Raw genomic sequence first — 22,956 nt, 5'->3', positions numbered from 1 at the left:
AAAAGCTTATGCGTTGGCAAGCTCACCTTTCAAGGCTTTCAACATAGTATCGCCAATCTCTGCCGGAGAATCCACCACAAAGATGCCGTTCTCACGCATGATGCGCATTTTAGCGGCAGCCGTGTCATCAGCACCACCAATGATAGCACCGGCGTGGCCCATTCTACGACCAGCAGGAGCCGTCTGGCCCGCAATGAAACCAACTACTGGCTTCTTGTTACCAGTTGAGCGGATGTACTCAGCGGCCATGGCCTCATAGTTACCACCAATCTCTCCAATCATCACAATGGCATCAGTCTCTGGATCTTCCATCAACAACTCCACGGCGTTCTTAGTAGGTGTTCCAATGATTGGGTCACCACCAATACCAATAGCGGTAGAGATACCCAAGCCAGCTTTCACGATTTGGTCAGCGGCTTCATAGGTCAACGTACCAGACTTAGACACGATGCCAATTCTACCTGGCTTGAACACGAAACCTGGCATGATACCAACTTTGGCTTCGCCTGGCGTGATCACACCTGGGCAGTTTGGTCCAATCAAGGTAACTGCTTTGTTTTTAAGGTAGTTTTTAGCGGCAACCATGTCTTTCACTGGAATACCCTCGGTGATACAAACAATCACTTCAATACCAGCGTCGGCGGCTTCCATGATGGCGTCAGCGGCAAAAGCCGGCGGCACGAAGATGATAGATACGTTAGCCTGAGCTTTCTGCACGGCCTCGGCCACGGTGTTGAATACCGGACGGTCCAGGTGCGTTGAACCACCTTTGCCCGGGGTCACGCCACCAACCACGTTGGTACCATACTCAATCATCTGCTGTGCGTGGAAAGAACCTTCTGAGCCGGTGAAGCCCTGCACAATCACCTTGGAATCTTTATTTACTAAAACACTCATGTGTAGTGGATTATGTGATAGATGTACGCTCTGTTTTCAAACTGTACGCAAAAATAGGCTTTTTTGGCGCGCATCCAAACTAAGACTCCGCATTAAACCGCTAACCTACGCATAAGGCATTTTTTGCTTGTTTTCTGGAAAAGAGGGCAAAAACGAGGGAATACCGCTTCTTTACTGGTATTCTTGCAGGTTCTCTATATATTAAATAAAAAATACAAGATTAAATGAGATTGCTCCCCTGCTCCCGCGTTTTTGCCTATTGGGTATTGCTGTTTTGCTTTTTCTCCCTCACGTCCAAGGTCTCTGCCCAACAACATTTAGCGCAAAGCAGAACTACCAGCTATTTTACCTACCTCTATAAGATTACAGATGCAGAGGCAAAAGTGCTGTATGACAAGGGCATGCAAGCTGCTAAGCAAAGCTTCTTTCATACCAAGGTAGACTCCTTCGTCACTAACCTACCTTACATCAAACAGTTGCCGCAGGGGCATTACCTCTACACCCTTGCGTCTGGGCCAGATCTGGAATACACCTTATTCACGCAGACAAAGACACAGTTGAAACTCCTTAACAACCATGTTGATTTTGCGGCAGTTTTACTAGATTCTCTGGGGAACATCCTGCCGGATGCCCAGCTTCAACTGAAAAATAAACCTGTCCCCTTTGACAAGGCTTCCCAAACATACAGACTGGGCAATACCAAAAAGAACGGACTACTTTCTGTTACCCACAACGGATACACGTATTATGTACCCGTAAGCCAGAATATCAAAGGCGGGAAACACTCCCTCTTCAAAAAAATTGTATTCAGAAAACCCATCTACTACCTCTGGAGTCCCTTTAGAGACATTGCCAGAAGTTTGATTCATTGGTATCCGCAGGGATACGTGTACAGCGCCATCCACTTATTTGATGATTGGGGTTACCGCTCCAGTGACTGGCCAAAAGGCTATCTGGTCCTGAATAAGCCCATGTACATGCCTAATGACACAGTGCGGTACAAAGCCTTTTTGGTGAAGAAAAATGGAAGGCCCTATACGAAGACCCTACTGACAGAGATCACCGGAAACGGGAAACCCAAAAGACTGGGCGAGTTGAAAGCCTTTCGTCCTGGCGCCTATGAAGGCTCCTTTATACTCCATGACTCATTACGTCTACGACTGGACACTTATGTGGCCTTGAACCTCTCACAAAAGAAGAGGTGGAGCACAGAGCAGGTAATCACCACCAGATTCAAATATGAGGATTATGAGCTGAAGGAGAATAGCTATGCGGTTAGGCTTGACAAACTGGAGCACACGGCTGGCACGCCCAACAAGTTGTATTTACGAGGGTCAGACGCCAACGGCCTCACCTTGACAGATGCCTGGGTAGAGCTTACAGTGTTGACTAAAAAAATAAAACAGAGCAACGCTCCCGTTCAATTCATACCAGACACGCTTTGGGTACACAAACAACCCTTAGAAAGCTCAGGAGAAACCACTCTTTTGCTACCAGACTCCATTTTTCCAAAAGCTACCATTGACTACCAGATACGAGCGGTTTTTCTAACCTCAAACAATGAAAGGTCAGAAAAGTCAGTCAATGCCAGATATGTATTAGAAGAAGACGGTCAACTCACCCTCAGTCTTTTGAATGACAGCGTCAAGGCAGATTTTATGAAGGGCACGGCGTCTCTTCCTAAACAAGCTGTGGTAACATTGATAGACGGCCAAGGCAAACTGCTACAAACACAGAAAGTGACCTTACCCGCCTTGTTACCACTACAGCCAAACGCGCAACAATACAGGCTTACGGCTGGTCGGTTAGAAAGCACTTTACATTTAGAAGATCAATCTGCCAACCTGCAGTTCTACTCAGAACGTACTGCAGACTCTCTCTTATTGGGCATTCACAATCCTAGAAAACTCCCTTTCTGGTACTTTGTGTATAAAAACAACCATTTAGTAGACAGAGGCCAAGACACCACGGCCATGTGGCAATACAGCCGCCCAGCCACTAACCAAGAGCCGTATTACGTGTCTGTTCAATACCTGTGGGCAGGGCAAGTAGAAAGTGACGAGTATAACGCTCCCTTCCGGAAGAATGATTTACACATTGCACTGCAAGGCCCCACCACGGTGTACCCGGGCCAGAAGACAAACTTTACGCTACAGGTCACTAACTCAAAAGGTAAACCCGCCTCTAATGTAGATGTAACCGCCTATGCCCTCACGTCTAAATTCAAAGACACATCGCCAGAAAATCTGCCAGAGTTTGGCAAGCACCACAGCAGAAAAGACCGGCGCACTTTTCATTTGAAGGATATACCAGAGAAAGGTTTCCAACTGATGAACTGGGAGCACTGGCGCCAGACCATGGGCTTGGACAGCTTGTCCTACTACCAACTGCTTTACCCAAGCAAAGGCATTTACACCAACTACTCCACTACTGCAGACAAACTTACCCAGTTTGCCCCTTTTGTGGTGGACTCTGGACGAGTGGTACCCATTCATATCCTCTACCTAAACGAAGTACCCATCTATTTCTCAGGGACAGATGTAGTGCCGCCCTACTCTTTTCCGGCAGACAGCGGCTACCATTACATAAGGTTACGCACTGCCAAGCATGAAATAGAGCTAGACAGCGTGTACTTACAGCATGGCCAAAAGCTTATTTTAAGTGTTGACCAGCACAAACTATCCTATCTGTTCACCGCCACTGAAAAGAATAAATTATCACCTTCTGAGCAGGAAATGCTTAGCCATTATCTGGTACCCGTTGAACAGAACTTTTCCAATGGCCTTACTTATCTAAAACAGGGAAAGATTATCCAGTACCTGCCCAACGGCTCTAGCAGAAATTATTCCCAACGAAGCAATACCTGGGACAGAATACTTGTAGGTGGTCCATTCAGACCAAATACCATGGAGTTCATTTCTATAGGCAACTTTACCACCGCTTTCACGCCAGAAGCCAATTACGTCCACCGTTTTGAGCCTAGATTACTAAAAATGCGCGAAAGGAAAATTTTTACGGGCAATTTCTCTCTGGCTACTGACAACAAATCCTATAGACTTCCATCAGAAACTCTGGCAGAGACTGCTTACACAGAAGAAGGCCTGCAACAGCAATGGAAAGACACCCAATACAACTATTGGCTTTCTAAAATCTTAGAACGTCCTGCTTATCGTACGGAGGCCGGAAACGGACGCCTGCACTGGCAACTTGATTCTGCTTTTAAAGCCTCACCCAAATTTGTCTTCTTCTATGAGCCTAACGCCGCCAATCATCAGATTGCCATGTATGCTGGCCAGGTAACTCACCTTACCTCAGTATTCCCAAAGAAATACAAACTGGTGTTAGTGTTTCCGGACCATAGACACATCAGCACCTTGGTCACCGTTAAACCAAACGGCGAATTGCGCCTGCATTTCAACCCTTCTCAGTTAAAAGCCCCTACTTCTGAAACCAAGGCATTGGAAGCTTACTTACAAAAGAGCGTAGAAACCGCTATAGCGAATGCCTCCTCTACCGTTCCCATCTCAACGCCTGCCCCAACCAGTATATTACCCCCCTCTGTCTCTTATGGAGGATTCTTGGGTTATGCTAGTGAGGTTAGGGGAATGGTGGTAGACGCGCAGACTGCTGAGGGATTACCCGGTGTGACCGTGCTCCTAAAGGGCACAACCACCGGTGTAGCTACAGACGCAGATGGCAGGTACAGCATTCAAGCACCCGGCAACGGCGTTCTGTTATTCTCTTACATAGGCTATGTTCACCAAGAAGTGCCCGTTAGGAACAGTAGCCGGATTGATGTTAAACTGGCAGGAGATGTAAAGCAATTACAAGAGGTGGTAGTGACTGGGTACGGGGTAGAACAAGCGCTACAAGGCAGAGCCGCCGGGGTCCAAGTCTCAGGTAATGCCGCCCCCATTTTGATTAGAGGGGCCTCTACGTTAGCAGGGAATAACCCACCCATCATTATTGTAGACGGCCTTCCGTTTAATGGCAACGTAGCAGACCTGGATCCACAAACCATTGCTAGTTCAACCGTAATGAAGGGAGCAGACGCAACGGCCTTATATGGGGCAAGAGGCGCCAATGGAGTGATTATTATTACCACCAAGAATGGGGGAATACGGGGCAAACAGGCAAATAGCCTGCCTGGGCTTGAGCAAGAGCTGCCAGAAGGCGCCGCGGCTGCCTCTTCCATCAGGAGTTATTTCTCTGACTATGCCTTCTGGCAGCCGCGCCTGGTGACAGACAACCAGGGCAAGGCTTCCTTTACGGTTACCTTCCCAGGCGATGTAACCAGTTGGAAAACGCATATACTGGGCATGGATGGCCATAAGCGAAGCGGCCAGACCTCCACCGAGATACTATCTTTCAAAGCCATGATGGCCTCCTTGAGCGGCCCTCGTTTCTTGGTGGAGGGAGACAAAGCCCAGATCATTGGCAAAGCTGTCAACTACCTACCAGATTCGGCTAGGGTACAAACCAGGTTTGAGCTGAACGGCAAACTAGTAAGAGAAAAGCAACTCACCTTTGGCCGGGTGTACGCAGACACGTTTATGATACAGGCCCCAGCGGTGGCGCCAGATTCTGTTGCGTTGCAGTTCACTTTAAAACAGGCCAACAGCTTTACAGACGGCGAGCAACGACACATAGGCGTATATAAAAAGGGTGTCTTAGAACGAAAGGGCGTATTTCTTTCGCTCCCCATTGACACGACGTTCACCCTTGCCTTTGACCCCGCCAAAGGACCTGTTCGTTTCTATGCGCAAAGTAGCCTGTTGCAGGTAATGTTAGATGAGATCAGCGCCCTACACCGTTATGAATACTGGTGCAATGAGCAGGCGGCTTCTAAATTAAAAGGCCTGCTTTGGGAGAAACGCATTCAAGAAACCTTAGGAAAACCCTTTGAGCATGACAAGCTCGTAAAACGCGCCATCAAGCACTTAGAGAAAGCCCAGAAAGAAGAAGGCACCTGGAGTTGGTGGGGCAATGGCACGGGGTATCTCTGGATTACCCAACATGTCACCGAGGCGCTGGTCATGGCCCAGAAAGAAGGCTACGCCACTGCTTTCAAAGCACAGCCGCTCATAGATTACCTCACGTATCATGTTGAGAAAAAAGATTCTTATGACAAAGTACGTGGTTTAGAAATACTCCAACAGTTAGGCGGCAAAGTAGATTTTGTCACCTATATCCCGCAGTTAGAAAAGGAAAAGCAACTCACCTTGGAGGATCAGTTTAGGTTAACCAGGCTTAGACAAAAACTTCAAATGAAGGCACCTTTAGACACCCTGAACGAATACCACCAGACCACTACTTTTGGAGGAATGTATTGGGGCAGGGAGCGCAGCAGCCTCTTTGACAGCCACATTTCCAATACGTTGCTGGCATATGAGATTCTAAAAGCGGCTGGAGGACATGAACGTGATCTGCTAAGAATACAAGCATACTTGCTGAACGAACGCCGCGCTGGTTACTGGCGAAACACCTTTGAATCGGCGAGGATCTTAGAAACCCTGCTTCCAGACCTAGTAAAAGGAAAAGGACAGGCGGCAGAAAATCAGCTTTTGGTGTCAGGCTCTATGAATGCCACGCTCACTAAATTCCCGGTAGACACTACCTTCACTCCTACCCAGCCGCTCACCCTTAAGAAGACGGGCTCTATGGCTATGTACCTCACCGCCTACCAGAATGAATGGGTGACCCAACCGGCACGGGTAGACAAAGACTTTGTAGTCCGCACCTCCTTTGCCAATACCAAAACCACCATTGCTACGCTAGAGGCCGGCAAACCGGTAGAATTAGTAGTGGACGTTGAGGTGAAAGGAGACGCTTCTTACGTCATGATTGAAGTGCCTATTCCGGCGGGCTGTTCATATGACGCCAAAACCGCCTGGGGCCGCAATGAATCGCACCGCGAGTACTTTAGACATAAGGTGGCCATCTTCTCAGACCGTTTGCAGAAAGGAAAGTACACGTTCACCATTCAATTGTTGCCACGGTACAAAGGCACCTACACGTTAAATCCTGCCAAGGCAGAGCTCATGTACTTTCCTACGTTCTTCGGACGGGAAGGCCTGAAAACTGTGGAAGTGAAGTAAAATTACCTTATTGCGCAGAGAGCCGTTTTTGGCCTGATTTCCGGAAATCAGGCCAAAAACGGCTCTCTGCTTGTAGCGCACTGTACGTTCATAAACTCCCTCCTCTGCCTTGCGTTTATAGAAGTTTAAACATCTGCCCTTGGTAGTGGTTATTAGGCCCAAACCCACCGTAACATGAAAATAGGATACCCGTGCGTAAATGAGTCTCTGGATTGCAGTACTTCTACTACGTTTAGATTAGCGTCTTACAGTGAGGAGCGGTTGGTGCAGAGCGTAGAGAAGAACCTGGCTTGTCTGCGCCGCATTCTGGAATACAACCTGGAGCATGGGTTTCTTTTCTTCAGGATGAGTTCTGGCTTGGTGCCCTTTGCCAGCCATGCCGTGTGCACGTACAACTGGCAAGAGCATTTTAGAATGACGTTCAAGCGCCTGGGAGATTTCATCAAAAAGCACGGCATGCGCATCTCCATGCACCCAGACCAGTTTGTAGTTTTGAATTCACCTGACGAGCGCATTGTGCGCAACAGCATAGCAGAGTTAATCTACCAAGGCAGTGTCATGGACTTGATGGGACTGGACTCCACGGCCAAACTGCAGATACACGCCGGCGGCGTCTACGGCGACAAACCCGCTGCCCTCAAACGCTTCATCCATACCTACCACACCATGCTCCCCGAAGCCGTGAAAGCCCGCTTGGTGGTGGAGAACGATGACCGTCTGTACAGCCTTCGGGATTGTTTAGAGTTACACGGCGAGACGGGCATCCCCATCTTGTTTGACAACTTCCACCATGAGTGCCTGAACAACGGCGAGCCCATGGCCGAGGCCCTGCAACTGGCCGCCGGCACCTGGCACCCACAGACTGACGGTGTGCTCATGATGGACTACAGCTCCCAGTCACATGGCGAACGCAAAGGCAAGCACACCCACAGCATGGACACAGACTTGTTCCGGGAGTTTCTCACGCACCTGAACGGACTGGACGTGGACATCATGCTGGAAATCAAAGACAAAGAAGCCAGCTGCCTGCGCGCAAGACAGGTCTTAGAAGAGTTGACCTTGGTATAGATTCCCTTCACAATTCTCCTTTAATGGAAGGTCGTTTTTAGCCTATTTTCTGAAAAAGAGGCCAAAAACGAAGCCCTTCTAACGCGCATCCCGTACTGAGGGGGTATGAAAAGGATTATCCAATTCCTGATGTACAGCCTGGTGGCTTTCCTCCTGGCTTTCTCATCTGCCTGCCATTCCCCTACAGAATCTTCTACTATGCCCCTCTCCGCAGTCGTTACCCAAAAGATGACGTTTACAGACCTGCCCTCGGCGTCTGGCATTGAGAAGGTAGAGAACCGCTATTACGTGATAGGAGATGATTCGCCGTACCTGTTCACCCTCAATGAGAACTTTAAGATTATTGCCAGGACCAAATTGCTGGAGCCTAAAGAAGTAACCGGCGGCCGAATCCCGAAATCAGTCAAACCCGACCTGGAAGCCATCACCTCCTTATCCATTGAGGGCGAGAACTTCTTGTTCATCTTGGGTTCTGGGGCCACAGAATACCGGAACAAAGGCTACCTGGTACCCATAGACAGAGGCAGGTTGGGCAAAGTACTGACGGTGGGCCTGACGCCACTCTATCAAGGCCTGCAAAAGAACCAGCAAGTGACCGGCACCGCGTCTTTGAACATTGAAGGCGTGGCCGCCAATGAAGAGTTTCTGTATGTGCTGCAACGGTTTAGCCCCGGCGGACAGAACGTGCTGGTGCTATACGCCATGGAAGAAGTCATTCCGTTCTTGATGGGCTTGTCCCCGGCGCCGGTGCCGCGCCATATACAGCCCTGGGCCCTGCCTGATTTGGAGAAGATCAAAACCGGTTTCTCTGGCGTGACGGCCTATGACAACGGACAGCTTTTGTTCACGGCCTCGGCAGAAGAGACGCCCAACGCCATTCTGGACGGCCAGGTATACGGAAGCTTGATTGGCTGGCTATCGCCTAACTTTTCTGCCACCTCTGCACAGAAACCCCAGCAGGTAGCCATCGTCACGGAGCAAGACGGCAGTGTGTACAAAGGCAAACTGGAGTCCATCTCCTTGGTAGAACCCTTAAAGGACGGTGGCTACCAAGCCGTGGCCGTAGCCGACAGCGATGACGGCCAGTCTGAATTAATAGTCTTGAAACTGACGTTTTAATTCGATCGGATCCCAAAAAGAAAGCCCTTCTGAAGTATGATTCAGAAGGGCTTTTATAATTTATTACGGTTCTTACTATGGTTTAATACGAAGCTTCTTCCAATAGATGGTGTTACCGGTTTTTACTTCTACCAGGTACACCCCGTTGCGCAATGCCCCCAGGTTCATGGGCGGCGCCAGCGTATGGTCTCCGGCAGTAAGCGACTTGGTGAACAGAACCTTGCCCGCAGAGTTGGCTACCGTCAGGACGCCATCCTCCACCAGGTTCTGCTGAAACGAGAGCATAAAGTCCTTGGACTTACCTTTCTCCTCATACAGGTCTATGCCTGAGAGGGTCTCACGACGTATCACTTTCTCAGGGCCTTTTTTGGCATTGGTATCTGCTAAGGCCAGTGTGCCCTTTACGGGAGTTTGTGCTTGCGCAGGAACTATCACAGCACCAAAACCTAACATCATCAATGCAACCAGGGTAGTCTTTTTCAGCTTCATTCTTTCCAACATTTAAGTTTGTAACAGAGGCTACTTGTGTAGTTGACAAAGCCTATGCACATACTGTTCCAAAAATCAGAAACCTGAAAAAATTATTCTTTGATGATGCTCACCGCCGTGGGTTTGGCGCGGTCTGCCCAGAGGGCGTACATGGCCGCGCTGTAGTGCAGACCGTCTGGCGCTAAAAAGGCCGGGTTAGAAATGACCATCTTGGACAAATCATTTACGTTGACCACCACCACGCTTGCTTTTTGCCCCTCTTCCAAAATCACCGTGTTAAACTGGTTAATCTGGGTAGTGATGGTGGTTGCGTTTTTACCAGTGGCAAAAGGCGTCACTCCGTAATCTGGGATGGTAAGCAGCATTACGTTTTTAGGGCTCTTGCTGGCTAAACCGGTGGCAATGCTAATCAAAGTGCGCAGCTCACTTCTAAACTCGTCCAGGGAGCGGTTCTGGTATTGGTTGTTGACGCCAATCTGCAGGGTCACCAGGCCATAGTCATTGGGCATGCTCACGGTGCGCAGGTAACTTAAGAGGTTACCCGTGGTCCAGCCGGTTTTGGCTACGTACAAGGGTTCCCCTAATTGAATGCCCTCTTTGTCTAACAGCACAGACAGTTGCATGGGCCATCTATCTGCGGGCAGCACCCCCTCGCCTATGGTATAAGAATCGCCTAGAGCCAGAAACTTAGCGGCCATGCCCGGGCCGGGCAGCTTGTCTTCCAACTCTTCCATGGGAGATTTTTCACAAGAAGAAAACAGGGTAACGAGTACTAGAAGCAGGGGGAGTAACGAACGCATACAGACTATACTATCAGTGTGAAACCTTCTCAATAAATGGCCGTTTAAGGCCTCGCCAGCACAACAGGAATTGAAATTTATTTGTTCAACCCCTTCCCGATTTTCCTCATCTCACACCCAACTTGAACTTTGCCAAGATAAGTGTATTACGCATTTAATTTACTTTCAGATGCAGAGGCCAAAAACTCTTTTCTAGCACTCTCTAATTCTGCCATGAGGTGGTTGCGCTGTTCCAATAAATGGGCCAAAATAGTAGACCTCTTGGTAAAAAGCGAAAGAAAAATCCAACCACGGCGGGCCACCTCTACGCGGTGCCAGTAGTGCAGCACAAAAAAGCCCGTGATGGGCAGGGTCACCAAGTAGGCTACCAGCCCCCAGCCGTTCAGCCCCAGCCAGGCGTGCGCGGCCGAACCAAGCAGGGCATAAAAAATAGGAAAGGTGAACATGCCAATGGTCATCATCATAGGCGCATGAAACTCCACATCCTTGGTCAGGGACTTGGCAATCTTGGCGGGCAGAATATAAGGCAGGTAATTATGAATCACCCCGTACACATAAAACGGAAACCCGATGAGCAGGTACAGCACCGTTTCTACCGTGCCCCAAGCCAGGTGGTGGCGCTTGGGCATGTTTTTGATGGCGCTGGGCAGCAAACCCACCCGCTCCAGATGGTCCAGGTACTCTTGTAAATCCAGGCGCAGTTTATGCACCCGCTCTGGCTGGGTGTTCTCAAAATGCTGGATGCTCTGCACAATGCCTTTGGTGATTAAGAAGCGCTCCTGCGGGTCTGACTTGGCCAGGTCCAGCTCCTCGGCTAGGGTGTCTTGGTAGACGGCTTCCACTTGCCGGGCCAAGAGGTCTTCTTCGTCGGTTTCGGTGTGGATGACCAAATCTTCCAGGCGTTCTTTGAGATGGTCCGTTAAGGCGTGAGCCGCTTTGAAAGGATCTTGCAGATACGCGTCTTTGAACTCCTTGACATGAATGGGCTCGCCCACGTTCACAAACACTTCGCTCCTGAACCGGGACGGGTCTGAGTAGTTAAGCCCTACCGGAATGATGCGCACGCCCAGATGGAAGTCATGCTGGGCCTCGGCGCCCAAGGCAATGCGGGCGGTGCCGGTCTTGAGCGGACGCAGGCGGCGCTGCATAAAACTGTTGCCCTCTGGGAATACCATGAGCGTGCCGCCCTTTCCCAGGAACTCGTAGCACTTGACAAAGGTGGCATCGTTCTGCGCGGTGCCGCCGTCGCCCACGTCTTCGCGGCGGTAAACGGGTATCATGAATAGCTTGGAGAACAGCCAGCCCTGGATGCCCGGTTTAAAGAAACTGCTCTTAGCCAGAAAGTAGATGTCCTGCTTCATGAGCGAGGCGGTCACCACGGGGTCCATGAGCGTGTTGGGGTGGTTGGAGACTACAATCAACGGCCCCTCTGAGAACAGCAGGTGCTTATTGTTGACCGTGAACCGCCTAAAGAACACGCGCAGGGCAATCCGGAAGAGGGACTTTAATATAAAATACAGCATACAGGCTCTGGATTAACACAGGAAGCTACGCATTTTTGGCCTCATTTCAGGAAAACAGGCCAAAAACGAAAACCTACTATAGTTTTGTGGTTGTCTTTAGCCGGTGACAGTCTCAAATAACTACTCAGGCCTTGCTTGGTCTATTCCGAAATAATTTTCAAACTGGAATCCTTCCATTTCAGAAATGAACCATTTATTCTGCACATGCTCTGTTTTAATTGCATAAGTAAAAGCGTCTCCCCACGTCCATTGAAAAGTCGCTTTACCAGACCCTCTCTGAAAATCTTGTATAGTCAACGTCTCCCAATATTTTTCCTTGGTGTCTTGGCAATTGCACCAGGCATTTGCATCTGGTCCAAAAGGCGACATTTCTCCTACTAGCCAAACCTCTTCACCGCTTTTCAGCTTTTGGTCAATACGCTCAGCTATTCTTTGATAATTATCTAGGAAAGCATTAGAGAAGAAGCCTGTGTTTTTCAGTTCTGTTACTCTGATATTATGAGCCTTCCAGTCAATGCCCATGTAAGCGCTATCTTTAGTAGATTTTCTGACAGGTATAAAGTCCGGCTTCCGTCCCTTCTGCTCATACCATTTATAGAAGCTTCTAGTAAATGCGGTAAGCTGTACACTATCCGTATTTACTGCCTTCTTAATTCTATCTGTTGTTTCCTGAGTAAAAACCAACTTTTTTTCACTCTTTTTAGAATCTTGGATTTGGGTTTCTTCAGACACCTTCTGTCTGTTACAACCCAGCATGGCTACTAAAAGCAACAGTACTGATACACTATTGGATTTCATAAGTCAACATCTATATGGCCTTTAACAAGCTAGTTAGAAAACGAAATTCGCGCTCCTAATTTCTTGCGGAAGTTTTAGTTGCCCGGCAGCAAATCACAGAACCAGAAACCGGTGTCATAGGCGGGCGGTGAGGCGGCAAAGCAATCATCCTCACTGTTCTGGCTGGAAGGCGCGTAGCTTTTAAACACAGTTTCCCCTACCTGCACTGGCACGGGTGCTTTGAAATTGGGGCCGTCATAGACAAAGGTGTGGTATTCGCCGTTCTCGCCGCAGGGGTCTACGCCGGCGGGCAGGTCTTTTATGAAGGCTTGGTCTAGCTCACGGCCCGCGAAGGAGGCGTCCAGGTATTTGCCGTTCACGCAGACTATTTTGGCCTTGAAACCCAGTCGCCAGAATTCCTCGAGTAGTTGGGTGGTGTCCTCTCCCCAGATAGGAAAGACCGCGGTCACGCCCACTTCGGCCAATTGCGTCTCGCGGTACTGGCGCAAATCCTCCAGGTAGATATCCCCGAAGATGGCGTGCGTCACCCCGGCTTTGGTGAAGTCTTGCCACGCGGTTTTCATGGCTTGGTTGTATTCTTTCAAAGACACGCCTTCCGGCAGAAACAGCGGTTTCCAGGGTAGGTTTAACTGCTGTAGTTGCTGGCGCATGAGTTCTTCGCGCACGCCGTGCATGGTCACCCGTTGGTGGGCCTGACTCAAAGAAGTAAACAGGGCGTGCAGTTGAAATTGGTCCTGCTGTTGGATGCGGTGCAAGGCGAGCGCAGAGTCTTTGCCGCCGCTCCAGTTAAAGATGGCCTTCGGTTTCATGGCGGCAAATTACGCAAAGCCCACGCCGGGCAAAGGCGTTTTTAGCCTAATTTCTGGAAAAGAGCCGAAAAACGAAATTAGAAAGCGGTAGACACCCACTCCCAGCCAAACGCGAACAGTTGCCAGATGCCGTACAGCACCAATCCGAAGAGCACCAGGAATACCAACAGCACCCCTACCACAAAACCGGTGCCGCGACCCTGGTACTTGCCCTCTACGTAATGCCGGCGGAGCATCTCTACGTTGCGCTGGTTGGCCTTGAACCCGAAGTCAAACAGCCAGCCCAGCACCGGGATAGCACCTACTACCGCATCTAGCAGAATATTGAACAGCATGCGCACCACTAAGGCCCCGCTGGCGCCGTGTCGGGCCATGGTCATAACCATCACCCCAGACATGGCAAACGTAGAAAGACTGCCCACCACCGGGATCAGGTTGAGAATGGGGTCCACCCCGAACCTGAAATTGGTACCCGGCACTTTGAATTGGTTGTCCAGTAGGCTGGCCACAGATTCTACCCATTTTAAGCGGTCATCTAACGGTACTTGCGGAGGTGTGTTCATGGGGTGCAGGAAGGTTTTTTTCTCTCATACGCAGAATTGCATCCGCTAGATTATTTAGCGGTATATCTGGCCATCATTTGCTCCAGTCGCGTCTTCACTTCTAACCACTCTTTATCAATAATACTGAGCATAACTGAGTCGCGCACGCGGCCCGTGGAGGTGACCATGTGGTTACGCAGAATGCCTTCCTCTTTGGCTCCAATCCGCTTCATGGCGTTGCGGGAACGCTCGTTCAAAACATCGGTTTTCAAAGCGACTCTAATACATCCCAGCTTCTCAAACGCATGGCACAACAAGAGATATTTAGTCTCTGTATTAACGCCTGTGCGCTGGTAGGCGGGTATTAGCCAGGTCCAGCCAATCTCCAGGCCTTTGTTGGCCACCTCAATGTTCCCGAAGCGCGTGCTCCCGATGATGCCGCCCGTCTTCGGGTCCACGTACACGAAGGGCAGCGCCGTGCCCGCTTCCTGCGCCTGCAAGGCCGTGTGTACGTACTGGGCCATGTCCTCAGGGGTTTGCAGGACGCTCAAACTCAGTTCCCAGAGGCTTGGCTCCAGCCCTACTTCGCACAGTTCTGGGATGTCTGAGGCTTGCATGGGCCGGAGGAGAACGTGCTGGCCGGTGAGAGTGACGGGCGTAGGTTGTTTCATGACTTGGTTGGAATTTAAGCGTGCGACAAGTTTACTCGTTTTTGTCCTCATTTCCGGAAAACAGGCCAAAAACGACGGCTGCTTTCCTCAGCCCTTTTCTATGAATATGAGTATAGTTTTAGAAGCGATTACCTAACCTAAACAGACACCATGAAATTAGCAGGAAATACCGTTTTAGTGACTGGCGGGGCCTCGGGCATCGGCCTGGCCATTGCCGAACGCTTTTTACAGGCCGGCAGCACCGTCATCATCTGTGGCCGCCGCGAAGACAAACTGCACGAGGCCAAGCAGCAGCACCCCACCCTGCACGCCCGGGTCTGTGACGTGGCCCAGGAACAGGAACGGAAAGAGTTATACAACTGGATTAGGGAAAACTTCCCGAAGATGAATGTGCTGGTCAACAACGCCGGCATCCAGCGCCGCGTGAACCCGGTAGACACCCAAGAACCCTGGTCCGAGACGCAGCAGGAACTGGCTATTAACCTGGAGGCGCCCATTCACCTGTGCATGCTGTTCGCGGAGCATCTGAAGAAACAGGAGAAAGCGGCCATCATCAACGTGACCTCGGGGCTGGCCTTCACGCCTGCCGCCTTCGCGCCCATCTACTGCGCCACCAAAGCGGCCTTGCATTCCTTCACCGTGTCCCTGCGGTTTCTGCTTTCTAAAACCAGCGTGGAAGTGTTGGAGATTGTGCCGCCTGCCGTCAACACCGACTTGGGTGGCGTGGGCTTGCATACGTTTGGAGAGCCTGTAGACGCCTTCGCCGACTCTGTGATGCAGCGCCTGGACCAAGGCGAACTGGAAGTAGGCTACGGCAATTCTGAGCAAAGAAGACTGGCCTCCAGACAAGAAAACGACGCCTTCTCTGAGCAGATGAACCAGCGCATGTTCAGCGGTTCTTAAGCCTTGTTTTTTGACAACCCGTTTTTGGCTTCTTTTTCGGAAATCAGGGCAAAAACGCTAACATCGCTTGCTCCAAAGACCTCGTAGCGTCCGGCAGGACCTGCGAGCGTCTGCGCCAATGACTTCTCCAAAACGCAGATTCCCCCTTTGAAGGGGGTGTAGGGGGATGTTTACACCAGCAGATGAATCGGCACAGAAGAAAACAATGCGCTGGAGACAAGGCAATGCCTGGTCTCTACAGAATCTGCCACACTAACTAGGCACAGCAGTTATTTCCCTAAGCGAGAAACAACTGCTGTGCCTTTCTGTTTTTGGCCTCGTTTCCAGAAAACAGGCCGAAAACGAATTCCCACTCGCGAGTCTATCCTAACTTATTCTTACTCAGCGGTATTTATATTTTGGCATTTGCTCCTTATATTCAGGACAACAAACAAACACTACTAAACCTGACTTCATGAAGCATCTATTTCCCAGCCGCCCAGGCCGCTGGACCAAATCAGTGTTTCTGCTTTGCACGCTAGGCTTGCTCTCTGACCCGGCCTCCGCGCAGCAGACCACCCCGCCCGCAAAGAAAGACGCGCCTAAAAAGGAAGAGAAAAAAGACCTGCCGCTAGAGGCCGGCCGCACCCTAGACATCAACACCAAAGAAGGTTCCTGGTTGGCGCTGGACGTAAGCCCAGACGGCCAGAAAATCATCTTCAGCATGCTGGGCGATTTGTACATGCTGCCCATCACGGGCGGCAAGGCCGAACAGCTGACCGACGGCATGGCGCTGGACGTGCAGCCGCGGTTCAGTCCAGACGGCAAATCCATTGTGTTCCTCTCTGACCGCGACGGCTCTGACAACGTCTGGGTTATGGAGCTGGCCAACAAGAAGACCCGCCAAATCAGCAAGAGCAAAAACGAGAACTTCCAGGCCGCCGAGTGGACGCCAGACGGCGAGTACCTGGTAGTTTCTCAGGGACGCCGCAACTTAAAACTGCACCTGTACCACAAAGACAGTGGTTCTGGTACGCAGTTGATTAAAACGCCCGAGACCTTGAAAACGGTGGAGCCTGCGTTTGGCAAGGACAGCCGTTACATCTGGTACGCCAAGAGAACCGGCGGCTGGAACTACAACGCCCAATTGCCACAATTCCAGCTTTCTACCTTTGACCGCGAAACCGGTGAAACCGACACTAGAACGTCTCGCTACGGATCTGCCTTCACGCCTACTCTTTCACCGGATGGCAACTGGCTGGTGTACGGCACGCGCTATAACAACCACACCGGCCTGATTGCCCAGAACCTGAAATCTGGCGATGAGAAGTGGCTGGCCTATCCGGTACAGCGTGATGAGCAGGAGTCGGTGGCGCCATTAGGCGTATTGCCGGCTATGTCTTTCACGCCAGACAGCAAGGAACTGGTGGCTTCTTACGGCGGTAAAATCTATCGCATCCCTATGAATGGTGGCGCGGCCAAGGAAATCCCGTTTGAGGTAAACACCAAAATCGCCATCGGCCCGAAACTGGAGTTCAAATACCCTATCAAGGATGACAAGACCATGAAGGTGACGCAAATCCGGGACGCCGCAGTGTCTCCGGATGGTAAACGCGTGGCCTTCACCGCCCTGGACAGACTGTACGTGATGGACTACCCAAGCGGAACGCCCAAGCGCATCACCACCAATGACTTTACAGAGGCCCAACCCGCCTGGTCACCAGACGGCAAGAGCCTGGCATTTGTGACCTGGCATGAGAAAACCGGCGGCGCTATCTATAAAGTAGCAGCTACCGGCAAAGGCAAGCCAGAGAAATTGACCGTGGAGAATTCTGTTTTCCAGGAGCCGGTTTGGTCACCTAAGGGAGACAAGATTGTGTTCGTGAAAGGCTCTGCCCAAACCTACCGTGAGTCTGCGGGCCCGGGCGCTTTTGACGCCCGCCAGACCATCAACTGGGTTTCCAGCAAAGGCGGCACCAGCACGTTTGTGACCAAAGCCAACCTGGGCGCTAACCCACACTTCGTGCAAGGCGATGACCGCATTTACCTGTACAGTTCTGCTGACGGATTGATTTCCATCCGTTGGGATGGCACGGACAAGAAGCCGTACGTGAAGGTGAAAGGTATTACCACGTATGGCTCTTTCGCCGACATGTTAGAGGAAGAGATGAGCCACAACCACCACGTTAACGAGAAGGAGCCTACCATGCAGGCCTCTACCGCTACTACCGTGATTAAAGCCCCTAAAGGCGATAAGGCTTTGGCTCTTATTAACAATGAGATTTACGTGGTGACCATTCCGTTCGTGGGGGGTGAGACGCCAACCATCTCGGTGGCAGACGTAACCAGCTCGCAGTTCCCAAGCTGGAAGTTAACCGACATTGGCGGTCAGTTCCCAAGCTGGTCCGCCGATGGTAAATCGGTGTACTGGTCTATTGGCAACGCGTTCTTCGCTTATAACTTAGACGAGGCTTTTGCCAAGAAAAGAGAACTGGAGCTAGCCGAAGAGAAGAAGAAAGACGCCAAGCCAGAAGTAGCCGTGAAAACGGATAGCACCGGCGCCAAAGAAGCGGTGAAGATTGAAGGCTACAAAGCCAAAGAGATGCGCATCGCGATTGAGGTGCCGCGTGACATTCCGCAAGGCGTAGTTTTATTGCAAGGCGCCCGCATCATTACCATGAACGGCGATGAGGTGATTGAAAACGGCGACATCCTAGTAGAAAACAACCGTATTAAAGCGGTGGGTGCTTCGGGGACGTTGAACGCACCTACGTCGGCCACCGTGGTAGACGTGAAAGGCAAAACCATCACGCCGGGCTTCATTGACACCCACGCGCACATGTGGCCACGCTGGGGCGTTCACTCCAACCAGGTGTGGGTATATGCTGCCAACCTGGCCTACGGCGTAACCACCACCCGCGACCCACAGACTGCCACTACAGACGTACTCACCTACTCAGACATGGTGGAGACCGGCAAGATGATCGGGCCGCGCGTGTACTCAACCGGACCGGGCGTCGGCTATTGGGGTTATAACCTCAAGAGCCTGGACCATACCCGCAACGTCTTGAAGCAGTACTCTGAGTACTACAACACCAAGACCATTAAGATGTACATGGTGGGTAACCGCCAGCACCGTCAATGGGTGATTATGGCTGCCAAAGAACAAGGCCTGATGCCTACTACCGAAGGCGGCCTTGATTTCAAGAGCAACCTAACCGAGATTCTGGACGGCTACCCGGGCCATGAGCACTCCTACCCCATCTACCCGCTGTACAAAGACGTGATTGACTTTGTGTCTCAGTCGCAGATTGCCTACACGCCTACCTTGTTGGTGTCTTATGGCGGGCCTTGGGCCGAGAACTATTACTATGCCACCGAAGATGTGGCCGGCGATAAAAAACTCAACTACTTCACGCCTAAAGTGGAATTGGATGAGAAGATCAGACGCCGCGCCGGATGGTTCATGAAAGAAGAGCACATCTTTGACCGCCACGCGCAGTTTGTGAACAACCTGGTGAAAGCCGGTGGTTTGGCTGGCGTTGGCTCGCACGGTCAGTTGCAAGGCTTGGGCTACCACTGGGAGCTATGGTCTATGCAGTCGGGTGGCATGAGCAACCTGGACGCCTTGAAAACCGCCACCATCTTAGGCGCTAAGTCTCTGGGCTTGGAAGGCGACCTAGGCTCTATCCAAAACGGCAAACTAGCCGACCTGGTGATCTTGGACCAGAACCCATTGGAGAACATTAGAAACACCAACACGGTGCAGTACGTGATGCGCAACGGCCGTCTGTATGATGCCAACACCTTGGATGAGCTAGCCCCAACCAAGAAGAAGGCTCCGGACTTTGACTGGCACAGCGCGCTACCCGTTGGCGTACCTGGCGTTCAGAAATAAGTTGAATTAGTTGCATTAGAAAAGGCCTCATCTGGAAACAGGTGAGGCCTTTTCGTTTTTAGGCTGTTTTCTGGAAACCAAGCCAAAAACGGATTTTAGTCTGAGCGAAAGTTTAAAATTCTACAGGGAAAGCAACTTGGTTTTACTTGACACATTTACTCCCCTCTGAATTTCCAGCTTGGTCCTTCCGAAGGAATTTTATCAACAGGAGATTTGACCTTCCATTGATTTTAGGCTAGTTTCAGGAAAACAGGCTAAAAACGGTCTCCTTATTCCCCTTGGTTCAAACCTGAAAGCTATGATATCAAAGAACAGTTTGCTGCTATTTCCTTTGGCGGTGTTACTTTCCTGTAAATCCACCTACCAAGATTCTTCCATGGCAAAATCAATTGATTCCAGCAGTAAAGGCGAGTGGCAATCGTTGTTTGACGGCAAGACCACTAGTGGCTGGCATACGTACGGCAAGCAAACCATTGGCAAAGCCTGGACGGTAGAGGACAACGCTCTCCATTTAGACGCTTCTGCCAAAAAGGATTGGCAGACCGCTGAAGGCGGAGACATTGTCACAGACCAAAGCTTTGACAACTTCCACCTAAAGCTAGAATGGAAGATTGCCCCTACCGGGAACAGCGGTATCATTCTCTTTGTGCAGGAAGACCCAGCTAAATATCCCTATGCGTGGCATACCGGTCCAGAGGTTCAGGTGCTGGACAATGCCGGGCACCCAGACGCTAGAATACAAAAGCACCGCGCCGGAGACTTGTATGACCTTATTGCCAGCACCCCAGAGACGGTGAAGCCCGCCGGACAGTGGAACCAAGTGGAGATTATCAGCCATAATAACCAGTTGACAGTGAAGTTGAACGGGACGCAGGTGCTGTCCACTACTCTTTGGAACGATGAATGGAAATCCCTAATAAGTAAAAGCAAGTTTGCGCAGATGCCTGGTTTTGGGATGTTCCAGTCTGGGAAGATTGCCCTGCAAGACCACGGCGATGATGTTTGGTACCGCAATATTCTAATCAAGCGCTTGTAGGTCATTCTACCGTTTTTGGCTTGTTTTCAAGAAAATAGGTTAAAAACGGCCTTTCTCTGTACCCTAAATTTCCTGAAGACGGAATAGGTATCATAAAAAAAGCCCTCTGCATGCACAGAGGGCTTTTTTTGTGGTTACTAAGTCACCATTTAGTCGTGCTTGTGTATTTCAACCCGACGTGAGTCACGGCCTGCGGTGCCTAAAACATCGCTTGAGGTTTCTACCTTGAAGCTACGGTCAGCGTGGTATCTTTCTATGTACTTTTTCAGGAATTCGGCGCGTTTTCTGGCTACGCTCTTCTTGGCTTTGTCTGGTCCAATGCTATCTGAATAGCCTTTCACCCAGATGGTGGCACCGGTTGGCTGCAGGGCTAAGAACGCATCCAGAGAAGCGGCATCTGCCGAGGTCATGAACACTTCATTCAGGCCATAGTTCACTGCCATCTCTTTTGCTACGGGTGCCTCGGGCTGAGGGGTTGGCGCGGCTACTACTTCTGGCGTAGGCTCAACCACCGGCGGCACAATGATGGGTGCCGGCTCCAGGATATAGGCCGTATGCACACCGTCTGGCGTGCGGGTTATCCATAGCTGCTTTTCGCCTATGCGCTTGTAGCCTGCGTTGAACGCGTTCTCCTTGTTGATGAGGCTTCTTACCTTGGTAGGCGCTCCATTGGGCATTGAGGCACTCATGGGCACTGAGAAGACGTACCCGTTGTCACCGCTTTTTTGCGTAAAAAACAAGGAGTCATTCACCACAAAAGGTGCAAACTCAGACTCGCGGGTGTTCACAGGCTTGTCAAAGTTGACAGGTTTGGACCATTTGCCCTTCTCCCACTTGCTCAGGTACAGATCATCATAGCCTTTGGTCTTTCTTAAACCGGCGGTGATGATGAGCGTGTTCTGGTCTGGTGAAAGGTGAGCCCCCATGTTATAGGAGTGGTTTCTGAACTTAGGAAAAGGCTTCTCTCCCGTTTTCTGGAAACTGGTCCCGTCCCAACGGTAGATGGCAATCCGCTCTTGCTTACGGTCTACCTTCTGATAGACGTAGAGTTCATCCCCAGCCGCATTAGAGCCAATAAGTGCGTTTACCGCTCCTCCGTTCAAAGAAACTTCTTTATGGTAAGAAGCTTGGTCGCCGCGCTTTTCTATGTAGAGAAACTGGCCGTTGTTTTCTTTGATGGTGTACACCAGCAGGTCTCCTCCAATAAGAGAAAAATCTGCCAGGTTGTCTTTGGTTTCACGGACGGCCGTCTGAGCGTTGGTCACTGTCCAGGAGGACAGTAGTATAGCAATTGTATAAAAGATTCTTTTCATTATGTCTAGCTAAACTCAGATTACCACATGGTTACTTTTTTACCCAGCTTAGGGTACTTGACAGGGAAGAGGTTATAAGTAACCATGAACTCGCTGGTGTTCTTGCCTATGTGCTGGGCGTCGCCGGTAGGCATCTCCAACACATACCCTACCTTGAACTGGTTTAAGCGCACGCCAGCATTCACGGTGTAGGCCAGGTTATGGCGGTAGCCGCCGCCTGCCCAGAACACGTTCTGAAACACGGCCTTCGCCTGCACCTCAGTGGTTTCTTTCTGGAAGCTGTCATATCTGAAGATACCGTTGGCCACAAAACCAATATGCTCAGACACGGCCGTGCGGTAACCCGCCTGCACTACGTGTTGCATGGCATAGGTGCCTTCCATAAACTCATCACCAGAAGAAACTTCGCCTTTGGCGATGTCCTGCAAGGCATAGCCCAGGTAGGCATCCTGCCCGGTTAGCATGACGCCCAAGTTCACGTCTAGCTTGTTGGCGCGGTTTTCCTTGCCTAGATAGTCCAGGTACTCCTGGTCGCCGTCTTGGTCTATGACCAGTTTGTTACCGTTTAACCGTTGAATGCCATAGGTCATGGCCACCCCGGCCCGCATGCTCATCTTCTCAGATAACCGGATGCGGGAGCCGTAGCTTAGGTTGACCTGGGTTTCTACAAAAGGACCGAAAGAGTCGTGCAATACAGACAAGCCATAGGCATGCTTGGCACCGGCCTGGCGGTTGTAGTAATCTGGGTTCCGGGTTTTCATGACATCAGACCTTCTCCAGGCGGTGATGTCTGCCGCATCTAGTTCAACAGAGGCAAAGATGGTGCGCGGGGCATCCTCAAAGCCAGTCCACTGGTCGCGGTAATAAGTCTTAACCATGGAGCCTTCATACCCGGTCAAGGCCGGGTTGAAGTACTGCTGAAACAAGGAGAAGTTGGCAATGTGCTTCCGGCTCTGGGCAGAAGCGCCCAGAGCGGAAAGCAGGAAACATAGGGATATGGTTAACTTTTTCAT

Annotated in this window: 16 protein-coding genes; 6 read left to right on the top strand and 10 right to left on the bottom strand. The window is 50.7% G+C overall.

The window, feature by feature from the left end; translation table 11 throughout:
* Positions 1-6 precede the first annotated feature (6 nt).
* The gene (sucD, locus tag ABD880_RS16430; RefSeq protein WP_345168515.1) at positions 7-897 is read right to left on the bottom strand and encodes a succinate--CoA ligase subunit alpha; all 891 of its coding nucleotides are present in this window, start codon (positions 895-897) and stop codon (positions 7-9) included.
* Between the two features lie 224 nt (positions 898-1,121).
* On the opposite strand from sucD, the gene ABD880_RS16425 reads away from it, so the two are divergent.
* From ABD880_RS16425 to ABD880_RS16415, 3 genes are all read left to right on the top strand, one after another.
* Positions 1,122-6,995: a carboxypeptidase-like regulatory domain-containing protein gene (locus tag ABD880_RS16425; protein ID WP_345168512.1), complete on the top strand. Its 5,874-nt coding sequence runs from the start codon at positions 1,122-1,124 to the stop codon at positions 6,993-6,995.
* Positions 6,996-7,169: 174 nt separating this feature from the next.
* Positions 7,170-8,063 carry a UV DNA damage repair endonuclease UvsE gene (uvsE, locus tag ABD880_RS16420; RefSeq protein ID WP_345168511.1) on the top strand — a complete coding sequence of 298 codons (894 nt, stop codon included), beginning with the start codon at positions 7,170-7,172 and terminating at the stop codon, positions 8,061-8,063.
* Between the two features lie 105 nt (positions 8,064-8,168).
* Positions 8,169-9,182 (top strand): DUF6929 family protein, encoded by a 1,014-nt coding sequence (locus ABD880_RS16415; RefSeq protein ID WP_345168508.1) that lies wholly within the window; start codon positions 8,169-8,171, stop codon positions 9,180-9,182.
* A gap of 75 nt (positions 9,183-9,257) precedes the next feature.
* On the opposite strand, the gene ABD880_RS16410 is transcribed toward ABD880_RS16415, so the two are convergent.
* The 7 genes from ABD880_RS16410 to ABD880_RS16380 all read right to left on the bottom strand — a co-directional run bounded on the left by ABD880_RS16410 (position 9,258) and on the right by ABD880_RS16380 (position 14,814).
* Complete coding sequence (locus ABD880_RS16410; protein WP_345168506.1) at positions 9,258-9,671, bottom strand: T9SS type A sorting domain-containing protein; 414 nt, start codon at positions 9,669-9,671, stop codon at positions 9,258-9,260.
* 92 nt (positions 9,672-9,763) lie between these two features.
* Positions 9,764-10,405: an SGNH/GDSL hydrolase family protein gene (locus ABD880_RS16405; protein WP_345168505.1), complete on the bottom strand. Its 642-nt coding sequence runs from the start codon at positions 10,403-10,405 to the stop codon at positions 9,764-9,766.
* Positions 10,406-10,617: 212 nt separating this feature from the next.
* The gene (locus ABD880_RS16400) at positions 10,618-11,994 is read right to left on the bottom strand and encodes a lysophospholipid acyltransferase family protein (protein WP_345168503.1); all 1,377 of its coding nucleotides are present in this window, start codon (positions 11,992-11,994) and stop codon (positions 10,618-10,620) included.
* A gap of 120 nt (positions 11,995-12,114) precedes the next feature.
* Positions 12,115-12,792 (bottom strand): hypothetical protein, encoded by a 678-nt coding sequence (locus tag ABD880_RS16395; RefSeq protein ID WP_345168500.1) that lies wholly within the window; start codon positions 12,790-12,792, stop codon positions 12,115-12,117.
* Positions 12,793-12,866: 74 nt separating this feature from the next.
* Positions 12,867-13,601 (bottom strand): Dph6-related ATP pyrophosphatase, encoded by a 735-nt coding sequence (locus ABD880_RS16390; RefSeq protein ID WP_345168497.1) that lies wholly within the window; start codon positions 13,599-13,601, stop codon positions 12,867-12,869.
* Positions 13,602-13,678: 77 nt separating this feature from the next.
* Positions 13,679-14,164, bottom strand: a complete 486-nt coding sequence (locus ABD880_RS16385; RefSeq protein ID WP_345168496.1) for a DUF4112 domain-containing protein — start codon at positions 14,162-14,164, stop codon at positions 13,679-13,681.
* A 50-nt stretch (positions 14,165-14,214) separates the two neighbouring features.
* Entirely contained in the window at positions 14,215-14,814 is a 600-nt protein-coding gene (locus tag ABD880_RS16380; RefSeq protein WP_345168494.1) for a GNAT family N-acetyltransferase, read from the bottom strand.
* Positions 14,815-14,964: 150 nt separating this feature from the next.
* On the opposite strand from ABD880_RS16380, the gene ABD880_RS16375 reads away from it, so the two are divergent.
* The 3 genes from ABD880_RS16375 to ABD880_RS16365 all read left to right on the top strand — a co-directional run bounded on the left by ABD880_RS16375 (position 14,965) and on the right by ABD880_RS16365 (position 20,630).
* Positions 14,965-15,717: an SDR family oxidoreductase gene (locus tag ABD880_RS16375; RefSeq protein ID WP_345168492.1), complete on the top strand. Its 753-nt coding sequence runs from the start codon at positions 14,965-14,967 to the stop codon at positions 15,715-15,717.
* Positions 15,718-16,171: 454 nt separating this feature from the next.
* The gene (locus ABD880_RS16370; RefSeq protein ID WP_345168490.1) at positions 16,172-19,594 is read left to right on the top strand and encodes an amidohydrolase family protein; all 3,423 of its coding nucleotides are present in this window, start codon (positions 16,172-16,174) and stop codon (positions 19,592-19,594) included.
* Positions 19,595-19,970: 376 nt separating this feature from the next.
* Positions 19,971-20,630, top strand: a complete 660-nt coding sequence (locus ABD880_RS16365) for a 3-keto-disaccharide hydrolase (protein ID WP_345168487.1) — start codon at positions 19,971-19,973, stop codon at positions 20,628-20,630.
* Positions 20,631-20,779: 149 nt separating this feature from the next.
* On the opposite strand, the gene ABD880_RS16360 is transcribed toward ABD880_RS16365, so the two are convergent.
* Positions 20,780-21,943, bottom strand: a complete 1,164-nt coding sequence (locus ABD880_RS16360) for an OmpA family protein (RefSeq protein ID WP_345168486.1) — start codon at positions 21,941-21,943, stop codon at positions 20,780-20,782.
* A gap of 20 nt (positions 21,944-21,963) precedes the next feature.
* Positions 21,964-22,956 (bottom strand): PorP/SprF family type IX secretion system membrane protein, encoded by a 993-nt coding sequence (locus ABD880_RS16355; protein ID WP_345168485.1) that lies wholly within the window; start codon positions 22,954-22,956, stop codon positions 21,964-21,966.

Origin of the sequence: Nibribacter koreensis, from assembly GCF_039541795.1 — a bacterium.
GTDB lineage: Bacteria > Bacteroidota > Bacteroidia > Cytophagales > Hymenobacteraceae > Nibribacter > Nibribacter koreensis.
This window is presented reverse-complemented; position numbering and strand designations above follow the sequence as displayed.

Bases quoted from the DNA above. Each gene is read 5' to 3' on its own strand.
- ABD880_RS16405 (WP_345168505.1), bottom strand. From the start codon at position 10,405: ATGGAAGAGTTGGAAGACAAGCTGCCCGGCCCGGGCATGGCCGCTAAG.
- ABD880_RS16370 (WP_345168490.1), top strand. From the start codon at position 16,172: ATGAAGCATCTATTTCCCAGCCGCCCAGGCCGCTGGACCAAATCAGTG.
- ABD880_RS16400 (WP_345168503.1), bottom strand. From the start codon at position 11,994: ATGCTGTATTTTATATTAAAGTCCCTCTTCCGGATTGCCCTGCGCGTG.
- ABD880_RS16425 (WP_345168512.1), top strand. From the start codon at position 1,122: ATGAGATTGCTCCCCTGCTCCCGCGTTTTTGCCTATTGGGTATTGCTG.
- ABD880_RS16375 (WP_345168492.1), top strand. From the start codon at position 14,965: ATGAAATTAGCAGGAAATACCGTTTTAGTGACTGGCGGGGCCTCGGGC.
- uvsE (WP_345168511.1), top strand. From the start codon at position 7,170: ATGAAAATAGGATACCCGTGCGTAAATGAGTCTCTGGATTGCAGTACT.
- ABD880_RS16355 (WP_345168485.1), bottom strand. From the start codon at position 22,956: ATGAAAAAGTTAACCATATCCCTATGTTTCCTGCTTTCCGCTCTGGGC.
- sucD (WP_345168515.1), bottom strand. From the start codon at position 897: ATGAGTGTTTTAGTAAATAAAGATTCCAAGGTGATTGTGCAGGGCTTC.
- ABD880_RS16365 (WP_345168487.1), top strand. From the start codon at position 19,971: ATGGCAAAATCAATTGATTCCAGCAGTAAAGGCGAGTGGCAATCGTTG.
- ABD880_RS16395 (WP_345168500.1), bottom strand. From the start codon at position 12,792: ATGAAATCCAATAGTGTATCAGTACTGTTGCTTTTAGTAGCCATGCTG.
- ABD880_RS16410 (WP_345168506.1), bottom strand. From the start codon at position 9,671: ATGAAGCTGAAAAAGACTACCCTGGTTGCATTGATGATGTTAGGTTTT.
- ABD880_RS16385 (WP_345168496.1), bottom strand. From the start codon at position 14,164: ATGAACACACCTCCGCAAGTACCGTTAGATGACCGCTTAAAATGGGTA.
- ABD880_RS16380 (WP_345168494.1), bottom strand. From the start codon at position 14,814: ATGAAACAACCTACGCCCGTCACTCTCACCGGCCAGCACGTTCTCCTC.
- ABD880_RS16390 (WP_345168497.1), bottom strand. From the start codon at position 13,601: ATGAAACCGAAGGCCATCTTTAACTGGAGCGGCGGCAAAGACTCTGCG.
- ABD880_RS16415 (WP_345168508.1), top strand. From the start codon at position 8,169: ATGAAAAGGATTATCCAATTCCTGATGTACAGCCTGGTGGCTTTCCTC.
- ABD880_RS16360 (WP_345168486.1), bottom strand. From the start codon at position 21,943: ATGAAAAGAATCTTTTATACAATTGCTATACTACTGTCCTCCTGGACA.